Below are 14,073 nucleotides of genomic sequence, written 5' to 3'. Positions count from 1 at the left end.
GGGCCGGCATCGCGGCCCTGGGCGCGGTGGGGGGGGTGGGGGGGGCCGCCCCCCGGGGCCCCCGCCCGCCCCCGCCGCCGCGCCCCCCCCCCCGCCGGCGCCCCCCCCCCCCCCCCCCCCCCCCCCCCCCCCCCCCCCCGCCCCTCTGCCCCGGCGCTGACTACGCGCCGTGCGCCTCCTCGGCGACCGGCTGCCACTCGCGCCACGTCGCGAGGCGGGACTCGTAGTCCTTCTCCGCGATGCCGAGCGGCGCCTTGCCGAAGAAGACGCGCAGCGGCGGCTGCTCGGCGTCGACGACCTTGAGGATCGCGCTCCGCGTCGCCTCGGGCTTGCCGGGGTCGGCCGCGGAGGGACGCTTGGACGCGGCCTCGCGGACCTCGGCGTAGGCCGGGTTCTCGTCACTGTGCTTCGAGGACGGGCCGGACCAGTCGGTGGAGAACCCGCCCGGCTCGATCAGGGTGACGTGGATGCCGAAGCCGGCGACCTCCTGCGCGAGCGATTGCGACAGCCCCTCGAGCGCCCACTTCGACGCGTGGTAGGCGCCGACCGTCGGGAACGCGCTGATGCCGCCGATGCTCGACACCTGGATGACGTGTCCCGAGCCCTGCTCGCGCATGATCGGCAGGGCCGCCTGGGTGACCCAGACCGCGCCGAACAGGTTCGTCTCGAGCTGGGCGCGGAGCTCGTCCTCGGTGAGTTCCTCGACCATGCCGAAGTGGCCGAAGCCGGCGTTGTTGACGACGACGTCGAGCGAGCCGAAGTGCTCGGCGGCCTGCTGCACGGCGGCGACGTCGGCGGCGCGGTCGGTGACGTCGAGCCGGAGCCCGAGGAACGTGTCCGGGTACTGCTCGACGAGGTCCTGGACGTCGTCGGTGTTGCGGGCGGTGCCGGCGACGGAGTCACCGCGTTCGAGGGCGGCCTCCGTCCACTCGCGGCCGAAGCCCTTGGATGCTCCGGTGATGAACCAGGTCTTGCTCATGTGTCCTCCTGTGGTTGCCGCGTCCCAGCCAACGCCGTGGCCGGTCCGCGGGGACGGATGTTCGCGGTGGGCGAGGTCAGACCGACGCTTCGGTGTGCCGCACCTTGCCGACGACGACGTCGACGATCCCGGCGACCAGTGCGGCGCCGACGAACGCCAGGGAGACGCCCAGTCCGAGCGGCAGTCCCTTCGCGTAGTCGCCGTGGGAGCTGGCGAGGGTCGAGTAGAAGACGCTGCCGACCGCGGCGATCCCGACCGCCGAGCCGACGCGCGCGCCGACCTGGATGAGCCCACCGGCCGAGCCGCCCTGTTCGACGGGCACCTCGGACAGCGTCAGGGTCTGGTTCGGCGAGATCGTCAGTCCGGAGCCGACGCCGGCGACGAGCAGCGGCAGGACCAGCCACCAGCCCAGGTCCGACTCGTAGTGGTTCGCGACGACCCAGATGACGACGCCCAGGCCGATGAGCACCAGGATCGTGCCGACGACGATGAGCTGCCGGCCGAAGCGGTGCACGAGCCGTCCGCCCAGGGTCGAGGCGATGCCGGACCCGATCGCGAACGGCACGGTCGCCAAGCCTGCGGTCAGCGCCGAGTAGTGCAGCCCGGACTGCAGGGCGAGGGTCAGGACGAAGAACAGCGGGGTGAAGCCGGCGAAGTACACCGTCGCCAAGCCGACTCCGAGCGAGAACGACCGGCGACGGAAGAGCCGCAGGTCGACCACGGGCTCCTTCGTCCGCTCGTAGTGCCGCTCCCACAGGACGAACAGCACGGCGAACACGACGGCGACGACGATCAGCCACCACTTCGTGCTGCCCTTCCACACCTGCGACTGCACGAACGGCAGCAGCAGGGCGACGACCGCGGCACCCAGCAGGACGATGCCGACCGGGTCGAAGTCGTGCTTCTTCCCGCGCTCGGCACCGGACGGTGCCGGCAGGTAGCGGAAGGCCAGGAGGATCGTGACCAGCCCCACGGGCAGGTTCACGAAGAAGACGAACCGCCACCCGTTCTCGGTGCCGAAGGCCGTGATGAGCAGACCGCCGATCAGCGGGCCGATGGCGGTGGCGATGCCGACGGTCGCGCCGAACAGGCCGAACGCCTTCCCACGCTCACGGCCGCGGAAGAGCTGCTGGATGAGCGCGGTGACCTGCGGGGTGAGCAGACCGCCGGCGAGACCCTGCACCAGGCGGGCGACCACCAGGACGATGCCGTTCGGGGCGAAGCCGCAGAGGGCACTGGCGAGGGTGAACAGGCCGACGCCGATGACGAACATCCGCCGCCGTCCGGTGGCGTCACCGAGTCGACCGCCGGGGACCAGCAGCAGGCCGAACGACAGGGCGTACCCGGAGAGGATCCACTGGACCGCCTCGGGCGTCGTGCCCGGCAGGCCGGTCGAGATCGACTGCAGGGCGACGTTGACGATCGACACGTCGAGCAGGACGATGCCACCGCCGAGCAGGCAGATGACGAGGGCCTTCCAGCGGTTCGGGTCCGGCTGGTCACCGTCCGACTGCGCTGCCTGGTCGGGCCGGGCCGGCGCGTGCTCGGCGCTCTCCACATGGTGGGCGTCGTGGTGCGGGACGGTGGGAGCCGCATCGGGCTCGACGGGTCTGCGGTGTTCAGCTGTCATGGCCACTTCACGCTAGGCTCGCCGACCCCCGGAGCCGGCCACGATCCTCCCGTCCCCGCACGGCAGTGTGAGGGAACGCACAGGAGCAGCGGGCGGGCGCTCACACCGGACTGAGGGGCTCCAGGTCACCCTCGGGCAGTTCGACCCGCACGCCGTCACCGGGGCGGACGACTCCCCCGCTGACGACGACGCCCATCACGCCGCCCTTCCGCGAGACCGACCCGTCCTCGGTACGGCCGAGCACCTCGCGGAGCAGTCCGGGTTCGAAGTCGTTGATCTGCTGGCACGGGTTCCGGAGGCCCGTGACCCGCACGCAGGCGTCCTCGCCCAGGTGGAGCAACGCCCCGGTCGGCAGCCCGAGCAGGTCGACCCCGCGCGTGGTCACGTTCTCGCCGAGCAGCCCCGGCGCGACGGAGTGGCCGGCGGCCTCGAGCTCGTCGAAGAGCTCGGCGTGGATCAGGTGCACCTGCCGCAGGTTCGGCTGCGACGGGTCCCGGGCGACGCGGGAGCGGTGCTGCACGGTGGTGCCCGCGTGCGCGTCACCCTCGATGCCCCACCCCTCGACGAGCGTGACCGCATCGACGACGGGCTTGCTGAAGTGGTGGTCGTGGTCACGGCTGACGGCCACGACCTCGGATCGGTCGGTTCCCTGGTTCCCCATGACGCGAGTCTCGTGCACCGACCCCGCCGGCGGCAACGGTCGGCGTGCCTAGGCTGGCGTGGTGCTCCCGCTCCGTCCGTCGTCCGTCCGCTCCGACCGGCGCATGCCGTGACCGCCCGCAGCCAGCTCGCGGCGGCCGTCGCGCCGGGAGCGCCGCCGCTCGTGACCGACATGCCGTCCGCGCCGACGCCACGGCAGGCGGCGGTGCTCATGCTGTTCGGCCCACTCGACGACGTGCCGAGCGACCGTCCGGCGCGTTCCGCCGACGTACCGCGGGACCTCGACGTGCTCCTGCTCGCCCGCGCCAGCACCCTCCGCTCCCATGCCGGCGAGGTCGCCTTCCCCGGTGGCCGCGTCGACCCGGGTGACGCCGACGTGGTCGCCGCGGCACTCCGGGAGGCGCGTGAGGAGACCGGCCTGGACCTGGCGGGCGTCGACGTGCTCGGCACTGCGCCGGCCGTGCCGCTCGCCCACTCGCGGCACCTGGTGACGCCGGTCCTCGGCTGGTGGCGTGCCCCGTCGCAGGTCCGGGTGGTGGACGAGGCCGAGTCGGCAGCCGTCTTCCGCGCTCCGGTCGCCGATCTGCTCGACCCGGCGAACCGCGGCATCACGGAGTTCCGACGTGAGGGCCAGACCTGGCGCGGGCCGGCGTTCACCGTCCGGACCGACTCGGGGTCCTACGTGGTGTGGGGCTTCACCGCCACGCTGCTCGACGGGTTGTTCGACCGGGTCGGGTGGACCGAACCGTGGGACCACGAGCGGGTGGTGGCCATCCCCGGGCAGTGAGCGCCGGGTAGACCGCTGAGCGCCGGCCCGGGCAGCGCGTGCCGGCGCGTCAGCCGAACGGGATCACCCGCACCACGATCCCGACGACGAGCATCGCCGCGGCCACCACCGCCGCCCGCCACAGCACCTTCCTGTGGTGGTCGCCGAGGTTCACGTTCGCCAGGGACACGAGCAGCAGGATCGCCGGCACGAGCGGGCTCTGCATGTGCACCGGCTGCCCCACCACCGAGGCCCGCGCCATCTCGGCGGGCGTGATGCCGAACGCCGAGGCGCTCTCCGCCAGGACGGGCAGGATGCCGAAGTAGAAGGCGTCGTTGCTCATGAAGAACGTCAGCGGCATGCTCAGCACGCCCGTGATGGCCGCCAGGTAGGGGCCCATCGAGTCGGGGATCACCGCGACCAGCCAGTCGGCCATCGCGGCGACCATCCCGGTGCCGTCGAGCACACCGATGAGCACCCCAGCGGCGAACACCATCGACACGACGCCGACGATGCTCGGCGCGTGGGCCACGATCTGCGCGCTCTGCTGCTTGAGCTGCGGGAAGTTGACGAGCAGCGCGACGGCCGTGCCGACCATGAACACGTACGCCAGGGGCAGCACACCGAGCACCAGGACGACCATGACCGCGACGGTGAGCACGAGGTTGAACCAGATGCGCTTCGGGCGGAGCGTCGGACGGTCCGGGTCGAGCATCGTCGACGCCATCGTCGCGCCGGAGCCCGAGCCGGACGCCCCGCCGACGTCGTCTGCACCGTCGACGCCCTCGCCGTCCGCCCGGCGGCCGTCGGCATTGCCGCCGCGCAGCCCGAGTGCGACGGTCGGGCTGGTGAACATCCCGCCGCCGGTCCCGCCGGCCGCAGCGAGCATCCGCGAACCGACGCCCACTCCGGCCCCGGCCTCCTGCCGGCTCGGAGCCCGGCTCGGTGCCCGGGACGCCCGGGTCGCCGAGGTGAACTCGATGAGCCCGAGGCGCTTCCGTTCCGCCAGCCCCATCGTCCACGCGAACCCGAAGCACAGCAGCAGGCCGACGATCAGCGACGGCACGAGCGGCACGAAGACGTCCGTCGGGTCGATCTTCAGCGCGGCCGCGGCACGGGCGGTCGGGCCTCCCCAGGGCACGATGTTGAGCGTCCCGTTCGTCAGACCGGCGACGCACGTCAGCACGACCGGGCTCATGCCGAGCTTGAGGTAGATCGGCAGCATCGCCGCGGTCACCACGATGAACGTCGTCGACCCGTCACCGTCGAGGGACACCGCACCCGCCAGCAGGGCGGTGCCGAGGACGATCTTCGCCGGGTCGTTGCCGGTCACCCGCAGGATGAACCGGACGAGCGGGTCGAACAGGCCGACGTCGATCATCAGGCCGAAGTACATGATCGCGAACATCAGCAGCGCGGCCGTCGGCGCGAGCGTCCCGATCGCCTTCATGACCATGTCGCCGAGGCCCAGGCCGGCACCCGCGAAGAGCCCGAAGACCGTCGGCACGATGATCAGGGCGAGCATCGGTGACATCCGCTTGGTCATGATCATCACCATGAAGACCACGACCATCGCGTACCCGAGGATGACGAGCATCAGGACTCCTTCGTCCGTGTCTGGCAGTCCGGGCACGCTACGACCCGGCCGGGAGGCGCGGCGCGCTTCTGCTCGTTGGCGCACCATCGCGCATTGACCGTGTTGTGCGCATTCTGCGCACGACGAGCGCCGCGCGCTCCGTACGCTGGTGTCGTGACCGACGACCGTTCACGGCGCCGCAGGCTCCGCTTCGCCACCGAGGTACTGGTGCTGCAGCTCGTCGTGGTCGTCGCCGTCGTCGTCCTCACCAGCGCCGTGTTCGTCCGGATCGAGGTCACCCGACTCGAACGAGCCGCCGAGGGGACCGCCCTCGCGATCGCCCAGAGCGTCGCCGCGCAGGATGACCTCCGTACCGCGGTCACACGCCTCAGCGTCGACGGGACCGACCTCGACCGCGCCGACCTCGCCGACGGTCCCGTGCAGCAGGCCGCCCTCGACGCCCAGCGGAGGACCGGGGCACTGTTCGTCGTGGTGACCGACGACCGCGGGATCCGTCTGGCGCACCCGGACGCGGACCGCATCGGTCGGATGGTGAGCACCTCCCCCGACGCCGCACTCAGCGGGCGCGAGAGCGTGTCGTGGGCGCGCGGCACCCTCGGCGAGTCCGCGCGGGCGAAGGTACCCGTCTACGGAACCGGTGCCGGCGGGACGGGCGCGGGGCGGGCCTCCCGGCCGGACGTGGTGGGCGAGGTCAGCGTCGGGTTCGCGCGGGACCGCGTGTACGACACCCTGGTCGAGGACAGCGTGCCCGTCGTCGGCGCCGGTCTCGTGGCGGTGCTGCTGGCGGTGATCGCCTCCGTGCTCATCCGTCGGCGACTCGTCCGGTTGACGCTCGGCGTGCAGCCCGAGGAGCTCGTGACGCTCGTGCAGAACCAGCGGGCGGTCCTCGGCGGCGTCGGCGAGGGCGTCATCGCGACCAGCCCCACCGGCACCGTGACCGTCTGCAACGCCGAGGCCGCACGGTTGCTCGCGCTGACACGACCGGTCGGACGGGCGGTCACCGACCTGGACCTGCCCGACGCCCTGGCCGCCATGCTGGACCGTGCCGAGCCGACCCCGGCGAGCGCCACCGTCGTCGCCGGCCCGCAGGTGCTGCTCGTCGACGTGCGGAGCGTGTTCCGCGACGGCCTCGACCTGGGCCGGGTCGCCGTGCTGCGGGACCGGACCGACGTCGAGGCCCTCAGCCGACGACTCGACGCCGTCGGTTCGCTGACCCAGGCGCTCCGGGCCCAGCGGCACGAGTTCGCCAACCGGTTGCATGCGATCGCCGGACTGCTCGACGTCGGGGAGACCACGCGGGCCCGCGCCTACCTGGCGGACGTGCAGGAGCGGGGGCCGTTGCGGTACCCGGTGCAGCACGCCGACCGGTTGACCGAGCCGTTCCTGCAGGCGTTCCTCGGGGCGAAGGGCGTCGAGGCGGCGGAGCGCGGGGTACTGCTGCGGATCGGACCGGAGACGCTGGTGCAGGGGACGATCACCGAGCCGGGGGACGTGACGACGGTGCTCGGGAACCTGGTGGACAACGCGGTGACGGCGGCCCTGTCCGGGGCTCGGTCGTCACCGGATGCGCCGCAGCCGTGGGTGGAGGTCGAGGTGCTCGACGAGGGCACGACGCTGCACCTGTCGGTGATGGACTCCGGTCCGGGGGTCCCCGGGGACCGGGACCTGTTCGCGCGCCGCTCCCCCGGGCCGCGTGCCGCCGGCGACTACGGGTCCGGAGAGCCCGGTCCGGGCGACCCCGGGCAGGTGCACGGGCTCGGCATCGGCCTGCCGCTGTCGCGGGAGATCGCCCGGCGGAACGGCGGGGACGTGTGGCTCGCCGACCGCGGTGGGCCGGGCGACGGTGGCGCCGACGACACGACGCACGGCGCGGTGTTCTGCGCACGACTCGGAGGAGCGGTGGGATGTCGGACCTGATCGTGCTGGTGGTCGACGACGACTTCCACGTCGCGGACCTGCACCGACGGCAGGTCGACCAGGTGCCCGGGTTCCGGGCGCTCGACCCCGTCGGCACCGTGGCGCTCGCCCGCCAGGTGCTGGCGACGACCCCGGTCGACCTGGTGCTCGTCGACGTCTACCTGCCGGACGGCAGCGGCCTCGACCTGCTCCGCGCGGTCGACACCGACGCGTTCGTGCTGAGTGCCGCCTCCGACTCGGGGACCGTGCGGCGGGCGATGCGGCACGGTGCCCTGGCGTACCTGATCAAGCCGTTCGACTCGGGGGTGCTCGCCGAGCGACTGCGGGCGTACGCGCGCTCCCGGAACGTGCTCGACGAACGGGCGACGCTCGACCAGGAGGCCGTCGAGCGGGCGTTCCGGATCCTGCACGCCGGGGACAGCGGTGGCGCTTCCCCCTCGCGCGCGGCCACGGCGGCGCTGGTGCTCGAGCAGCTGTCGGGGTCCGAGGAGCGCTCGGCGGCCGAGGTCGCGGCGGCGATCGGCGTCTCGCGGGCGACGGCGCAGCGCTACCTGGCGCAGCTCGCGGCCGACGGGTCCGCGACCATGCAGCTGCGCTACGGCGCGGCGGGGCGGCCGGAGCACCGGTACACGCGGCGCTGACGTCCGGCGGTCCGGTGGTACGACGACGGGCGGGAAACACCCCCCAAGGCTGCTTCCCGCCCGTCGTCGTCCGCGGTCCCGCTCGTGGCCGGGCCGCGGCCCGCTCCCCGCTACCCCCAGACCTGCTGCTGGATGGCGGACAGCAGGCCGTTCGTCGGGAAGTTGGTCTGCCGGACGATCAACCAGGTCGACCCTTCCGAGTAGTAGGTCAACGTGGTGTCCACCGGGTACGCCTGTTCCGCGACGGTCATCCGGCAGAGCCGACCGGCACCGCTGTCGGCGCAGGTGTAACCGCTCCGCACCAGCAGGGCCTCGTAGTTCGCGATCACCTCGGCAGTGTCCGAGCCGAGGGAGACGCTGAGGCCGCTGACGTCCGCTCGCGGGTCACGCCAGATGCACGAGAGGTCCACGGGCGGCCCGTCTCCGTCGCTGCCTGCTTCACTCCCCAACGGGTCGGTGAGGGGTGTGCCGCCGAACAACCGGTCGTACTCGGATGCCGGAACGAGCTGCCGGCAGTCCGTCGGCAGTGTGCCCGCCCGCACGACCGACGTCGGGGTCGGTGTCGGCACCGGGTCCGGCGTCTCCTGGACCGGCGCCGACTCGGGTGTGCTCGGCGCCACCGGTTCGGAGGGACTGGGCGTCGGCGCCGGGGCGGACGCGGTGAACGGCTGCGGGATCATCCCGAGCGCGACACCACCGCTCGTGGCGCCGAGGCCGAGCAGCGCGATCACGCCGATGACGATGCCGGCACGGCGGCCGCGTCGGCGGGGTGCGGGGCGGCGGTCCTCGGCACGGTCGAGGACCGTCTGCTTCATCGAGACGAGCATGCGCTGCAGGTCGTCTCCGGTGGGAGGCTCAGTGTTCATCGTGCATCACCGCCTTCTTCAGTCGTGCGCGCGATCGGGAGACCCGCTGGGTGACCGCCCCGACGCTCAGGCCGAGCATCTGTGCGGCTTCCGCGTACGAGTGCCCTTCGAGCAGGCAGAGCTCGCAGATGCGCTGGTCCGTCGGGGGCAGGGTCGCGATCTCGTCGCGGACCCAGCGCAGACGCTCGCGGGCCTCGTCGGCGTCGGGCGGTGCGGGCAGGTCCTCGGGGAGTTCGTCGGCCGCACCCTTCGCCAGCCGCCGGGACTGGTTACGGGCGTGGTTCCGGCACACCACGAGCAGCCACGGCAGCAGGGCGCTGGTGGCGAGGTCGAGCTCGCCGGACTTCTGCCAGAGCGTCAGGAACGTGTCCTGCACGAGCTCTTCGACGTCCTGCTTGCTGCCGGCCAGCGCCCACGCGTACCGGGTCAGTGTCGGCGCGAACCGGTCGAACGCGTCGGCCAACGCCGCGCGGTCCCCGTTCGCGAGCCGACGAGTCAGTGCTGCGTCGGCTTCGGTGTCCTCGTCCACGGATGCCCCCTCTCACTCCAGAAGTGTCGGGCGCGCGCCGATCCTGACGAAGACTCCGCGATCGGGCGTGTCGCGCGGTGCCGGTTCGCGCGGCGCCGGGGCGTGACGGACGGGAGGCACGGTGCCAGCTGGCTCCGCGCCTCCCGTCCGTCAGGTGTGAGCACTCGCACACGGCACCAGTGGTCCCACGGAGGTCCTCCGGTCCACCCGGTGTGAGACTGCTCCTCCTGCCACCGAACACGATCGAGGACACCCGATGCCCGCAGACGACCACGACACGTCCCCCGCCCCCGCCGGCGGTCCGGTCCGGCACGGCCGCCAGCGCCGCCGGAGACTCGTCCTGCCGACGATCGGCGGCGTGCTCGCGATGGCCCTCGTCCTGACCGGCGGCTACGCGGCGTGGTCCTACGAGCAGCTCGACTCGAGTCTCACCAAGGTCCACATCACCCGTTCGGCACCCTCCGGAGCGCCGGGCGGTGGCGGAGGCGCGGTCGCCGACACCGACGGGAAGGCGCAGAACATCCTCCTGGTCGGGGACGACCACCGTCCGGCCGACGCGACACCGCAGGAGCTCGACGAGCTCGGCACCCAGCTCGACGACGGTGCGACCAACACCGACACCATGATCGTGCTGCACATCCCCGCCGGCGGCGGCAGCGCCACGATGATCTCGTTCCCGCGCGACTCGTGGGTGCCGATCCCGGGGCACGGCACCTTCAAGCTCAACAGCGCCTACTCCGACGGTGCGGCGAACGGCGGTGGCGACGCGGGCGGCATGGGCCTGCTCATCCAGACCATCGAGAACATCAGCGGCCTCACCATCGACCACTTCGTGCGGGTGTCGCTCCTGGGCTTCTACCAGCTCGTCAAGGCGCTGGGGCCGATCACCGTCTGCCTCAACCACCCCGCCCACGACCCGAACTCGGACGTCGACCTGCCCGCCGGCACGTCGACGCTGAACGCCTCCCAGGCGCTGTCCTTCGTCCGCCAACGCGACGGACTGCCGCGGGGCGACCTGGACCGTGAGGTCCGACAGCAGTACTTCCTCTCCCAGGAGGCGCGGGAGGCCCTGTCCGCGCGCACACTCCTCAACCCGGTGAAGGTCGCGGACCTGCTGCACGGCGTCGGCGACGCGGTGCAGATCGACGACACCCTGAGCATCCCCGACCTGGTCTCGACCTTCAGCGACATCGACCTGTCCGCGATCCGATCAGCCACGATCCCCACCTCCGGCACGCCGACCATCGACGGGTACTCCACCGTGGCCGTCGACTTCGCTGCCCTACCCGCCTTCTTCCAGGACATCGTCGGCCCGCCCGCCGCGTACGTCGCCGCGCGGGCCGCCGCCCCCTCGGCAGTGCACGTCGCCGTCCTCAACGGTGCACAGACGCCCGGCGCTGCCGGGACGGCGTCCTCGGCGCTGACGGCGAAGGGCTTCGTCGTCGGAGCACCGGGCGACACCACGACGACCGGTACGACCGTCGTCGAGTACCCCGCGGGGTCGGAGGCGCAGGCGAAGGCAGTCGTCGCAGCCGTCCCCGGAGCGCTGGCGGTGGAGTCCACGACGGTCAGCGGTGTGACGCTCGTGCTCGGTACCGACGGCCACACGGTGGCGGCGGCAGCGGCCCCCGGTGCGACGAGCACCGCGCCGTCCCCCGCGGCGAGGAGCCACGCAGCCGCACCGGCACCCGCACCCGCGAAGCCCGTCGGCAACGCCTACGGCGCGCAGGGCACCTGCATCAACTGACCCAACCCGTGGCGGACGCGAGGTCTCCGTTCGGTCTCGTTCTCTCCCGTGGGTCCGGCTCTGCAGGGACGACGCCCCAGAGTGGAGGGCATGGACTCCTGGGGCATGGGCGACACCGCACGGCTGATCGGCAGCAGCTACGGGTGGATGGTCACCGTCACGACGCCTGCCAGCGCCGTGGCGGCCACGGCGCTCGTCACGATCACGAGCGGCACCCTCCCCGACCCGATGTCGTTCGTGTGGTTCACCGGCCTGTTCCTGGTCGCCACCCTCGTCCTGGCGCTGGCCGGCGCCCTGATCTCCGTGCCCTTCACGTACCTGCTCGGACGGGCGCTCGACCGGGTCGCCTCTCGTGCGATCCACACCGCAGCACACTCGGTCCTGGCCGGCGTACTCGCAGCAGGGGCCTCGTCGCTCACCACCTCACTGTGGCTGAACAGTCTGCTGCCGTCCATCGCGATCACGATCGCCGTCGCCGCGGGAGCCGCTGCGGCCATCGCCATCTGGCGGCAGCTCCGTCCTGCGCCTTTCGTCGCCGTCGTCCCCGTGGACGAGCAGCACGAGGAGACGGAGCGCGTCGACGCCCAGCGGTCGGAGTGACGGACGGGAGGCGCGGTGCCAGCTGGCGCCGTGCCTCCCGTCCGACACCCGCGCACGCTGGTGCGCCGGTGACACCGCGGTCAGGGCAGCAGGACGACCTTGCCGTTGAGGGTCCGTGACTCGGCCAGCGCGAGGGCCGCGGCGGCCTCGGTGAGGGGGAAGCGTGCGGCGATGTTCGCGGCGATCGTGCCGTCTGCCAGGAGGGCGAAGACGCGGCCGAGGTCTGCCTCGAGGCGGCGGCGGAAGCGCGCCGGACGGAGCGAGTGCCCGGACCAGAGGTCGTAGAACGTCGCGCGGCGACCGTTCGGCAGGGCACTCCAGAGGAGGGCCTGGCCGATCGCCGCGAGGAACGGCACCAGGAGCGAACCGGTGCCACTGACCGCCTGCACGATGGCGTAGCCGACCATGACACCGCCTCGGCCGAGGAGCGCGAACGAGCGCTTCGCGTTGGCGCCGCCGATGTTGTCGAAGACCGCGGCGACACCGGCGGGCGCATGCCGACGGACCTGGGCGGCGAGGTCGGGGTCGGCGTGGTCGACCGGGATCACGCCCGCGGCTCGGAGTGCTTCGTGGTGCCGTGGTGACGCCGCTCCGATGACGGTGACGCCGTGGTGCTGGGCGAGCTGGATGAGGATGCCGCCGACCCCGCCGTTCGCGCCGAAGACCAGGATCGTCTGACCGGGCCGCACCTTCGCGGAGCGGTGCAGCATCTGCCAGGCGGTCACGCCGTTGACGACCACGGTCTCGGCGTCCTCGGACGTGACGCCCTCCGGCACCACGATGCTGTCGCGCGCCTCGACGACCACGTGCGTCGCCCACCCCCCGGTCTTGGTCATCGTCGCGACCGGCTGGCCGATCAGGCCCTGGTCTGCCTCGGGCCCGACCGCGACGACACGGCCGACCAGGTCGTAGCCGGGGGTGAACGGGAACGGCGGCTGGCCGTAGTACCGGCCGCGGCGCATGGCCTGCTCGGCGAACGCGATGCCCGTCGCCTCCATGCGGAGGAGCAACTGTCGCGGGCCCGGCGTCGGCGTCGGGCCGGTCGCGACCTGGAGGCCCGCGGGCTCCACCAGTCCGGGGAGGACGATCCGGGTCGTCAGGGCGGTGGTGGGGGCTGCTGCGTCGGTCATGGGAGTTCCTCCGGTACGTGGTGCGTCGTGGTGCGGGGCGGGCACGTCTCGGAGGTTCCCGATGCGTTGCGACGAGTTGTCGCTTTGTGAATACCCTTCACGCTAGTGAAGCACTGTTACAGTGTCAAGGTGACGACAGCAGCAGCGGGGACCAGCACGCCGAAGCCGACCCGGCGCGAGGAACGTCGACGGCAGACCGCGCAGGAGATCAAGGACCTCGCCATGGCCCAGGTCGCTGCCGACGGCCCGGACGCGGTCTCGCTCAGCGGCATCGTGCGCGAGATGTCGATGTCCCCCGCGGCCGTGTACCGGTACTTCGCGAACCGGGACGCACTGCTCGCCGACCTGGTCGTGGACGCCTACGACGCCCTGGCCGATTCGCTCGTCGCGCTCGAACGCGGGCCGGGCTCGGCGGAGGAGCACCTCGACGTGGTCCTGCACGCGACCCGGACCTGGGCACTCGAGCACCCCAACGCCTACCGCCTGGTGTTCCAGACGAGCATCGGGTCGGGGCAGGAGCTCGCGCTGGAGCGGACGATCCCGGCGGCGTCGCGGAGCATGGCCGTGCTCGTCGAGGCGATCGGAACCGTGGCGGCGGGGCGCGGGGCCGCTGCTGGGCCCGGGGACGCCGCTGGGCCTGGGGACGCTGCTGGGCTCCGGGCTTCGGTCGCGGGCTGGGCGGAGCGGTCCGGGCTCGCTGACGTCAGTGTCGAGGTGCTCACCCTCGCGCTGCTGACCTGGACGCGGTTGCACGGGATCATCAGCCTGGAGATCGGTGGGCACCTCGGGTCGATGGGGATCGGAGCGGACGTGTTGTACGCGTCGGAGGTCGCGGCGATCCGGGCGCAGGCGGGTGCGCTGCCGCCGGTCGGCTCCGCCGGTTGACGTCGGGCACCACGGCCTGAATGTAACGACGAGGTAACAACCGCATCCATCACCAAACGGTTGCGCCGGGTGCCCCGAATCACTGTCACAAGCCGGGAAACACCCGCAAGCGCTCACCAGCAGCTC

At 72.5% G+C, this 14,073-nt stretch carries 13 protein-coding genes; 6 read left to right on the top strand and 7 right to left on the bottom strand.

Annotated features, from left to right (window positions below; translation table 11 throughout):
* Window positions 1–160: 160 nt before the first annotated feature.
* The 3 genes from QCD68_RS15025 to QCD68_RS15015 form a co-directional block, all read right to left on the bottom strand.
* Window positions 161–979, bottom strand: coding sequence for an SDR family oxidoreductase (locus tag QCD68_RS15025; protein WP_253464624.1), 819 nt, complete (start codon window positions 977–979; stop codon window positions 161–163).
* A gap of 76 nt (window positions 980–1,055) precedes the next feature.
* The gene (locus tag QCD68_RS15020) at window positions 1,056–2,609 is read right to left on the bottom strand and encodes an MFS transporter (RefSeq protein ID WP_301223601.1); all 1,554 of its coding nucleotides are present in this window, start codon (window positions 2,607–2,609) and stop codon (window positions 1,056–1,058) included.
* A 100-nt stretch (window positions 2,610–2,709) separates the two neighbouring features.
* Window positions 2,710–3,270, bottom strand: coding sequence for an MOSC domain-containing protein (locus tag QCD68_RS15015; protein ID WP_301223600.1), 561 nt, complete (start codon window positions 3,268–3,270; stop codon window positions 2,710–2,712).
* Window positions 3,271–3,378: 108 nt separating this feature from the next.
* Here QCD68_RS15015 and QCD68_RS15010 point away from each other — a divergent pair, with 108 nt between their 5' ends.
* Window positions 3,379–4,056 (top strand): NUDIX hydrolase, encoded by a 678-nt coding sequence (locus tag QCD68_RS15010; RefSeq protein ID WP_441005194.1) that lies wholly within the window; start codon window positions 3,379–3,381, stop codon window positions 4,054–4,056.
* A gap of 49 nt (window positions 4,057–4,105) precedes the next feature.
* Here QCD68_RS15010 and QCD68_RS15005 read toward each other — a convergent pair whose 3' ends face one another.
* Window positions 4,106–5,632, bottom strand: a complete 1,527-nt coding sequence (locus QCD68_RS15005) for a CitMHS family transporter (RefSeq protein WP_301223599.1) — start codon at window positions 5,630–5,632, stop codon at window positions 4,106–4,108.
* Between the two features lie 153 nt (window positions 5,633–5,785).
* Here QCD68_RS15005 and QCD68_RS15000 point away from each other — a divergent pair, with 153 nt between their 5' ends.
* Both QCD68_RS15000 and QCD68_RS14995 read left to right on the top strand, forming a co-directional pair.
* Complete coding sequence (locus tag QCD68_RS15000) at window positions 5,786–7,549, top strand: sensor histidine kinase (RefSeq protein ID WP_301223598.1); 1,764 nt, start codon at window positions 5,786–5,788, stop codon at window positions 7,547–7,549.
* Window positions 7,537–8,190, top strand: a complete 654-nt coding sequence (locus QCD68_RS14995; protein WP_301223597.1) for a response regulator — start codon at window positions 7,537–7,539, stop codon at window positions 8,188–8,190. The genes QCD68_RS15000 and QCD68_RS14995 overlap by 13 nt, the downstream gene beginning before the upstream one ends.
* Before the next feature lie 110 nt (window positions 8,191–8,300).
* On the opposite strand, the gene QCD68_RS14990 is transcribed toward QCD68_RS14995, so the two are convergent.
* Entirely contained in the window at window positions 8,301–9,056 is a 756-nt protein-coding gene (locus QCD68_RS14990; RefSeq protein WP_301223596.1) for a hypothetical protein, read from the bottom strand.
* Complete coding sequence (locus tag QCD68_RS14985) at window positions 9,046–9,585, bottom strand: RNA polymerase sigma factor (RefSeq protein ID WP_111074432.1); 540 nt, start codon at window positions 9,583–9,585, stop codon at window positions 9,046–9,048. The genes QCD68_RS14990 and QCD68_RS14985 overlap by 11 nt, the downstream gene beginning before the upstream one ends.
* A gap of 256 nt (window positions 9,586–9,841) precedes the next feature.
* Between QCD68_RS14985 and QCD68_RS14980 the strand changes: the two genes are divergently transcribed.
* Window positions 9,842–11,332, top strand: coding sequence for an LCP family protein (locus QCD68_RS14980; protein WP_301223595.1), 1,491 nt, complete (start codon window positions 9,842–9,844; stop codon window positions 11,330–11,332).
* Window positions 11,333–11,422: 90 nt separating this feature from the next.
* Window positions 11,423–11,932: a hypothetical protein gene (locus tag QCD68_RS14975; RefSeq protein WP_301223594.1), complete on the top strand. Its 510-nt coding sequence runs from the start codon at window positions 11,423–11,425 to the stop codon at window positions 11,930–11,932.
* 80 nt (window positions 11,933–12,012) lie between these two features.
* On the opposite strand, the gene QCD68_RS14970 is transcribed toward QCD68_RS14975, so the two are convergent.
* The gene (locus QCD68_RS14970; RefSeq protein WP_301223593.1) at window positions 12,013–13,062 is read right to left on the bottom strand and encodes a medium chain dehydrogenase/reductase family protein; all 1,050 of its coding nucleotides are present in this window, start codon (window positions 13,060–13,062) and stop codon (window positions 12,013–12,015) included.
* Window positions 13,063–13,191: 129 nt separating this feature from the next.
* On the opposite strand from QCD68_RS14970, the gene QCD68_RS14965 reads away from it, so the two are divergent.
* Window positions 13,192–13,947, top strand: a complete 756-nt coding sequence (locus QCD68_RS14965) for a TetR/AcrR family transcriptional regulator (RefSeq protein WP_301223592.1) — start codon at window positions 13,192–13,194, stop codon at window positions 13,945–13,947.
* The last annotated feature ends 126 nt before the right edge of the window (window positions 13,948–14,073 follow it).

Source organism: Curtobacterium sp. PsM8 (assembly GCF_030433875.1).
In the GTDB taxonomy this organism is placed as follows: domain Bacteria; phylum Actinomycetota; class Actinomycetes; order Actinomycetales; family Microbacteriaceae; genus Curtobacterium.
This window is presented reverse-complemented; position numbering and strand designations above follow the sequence as displayed.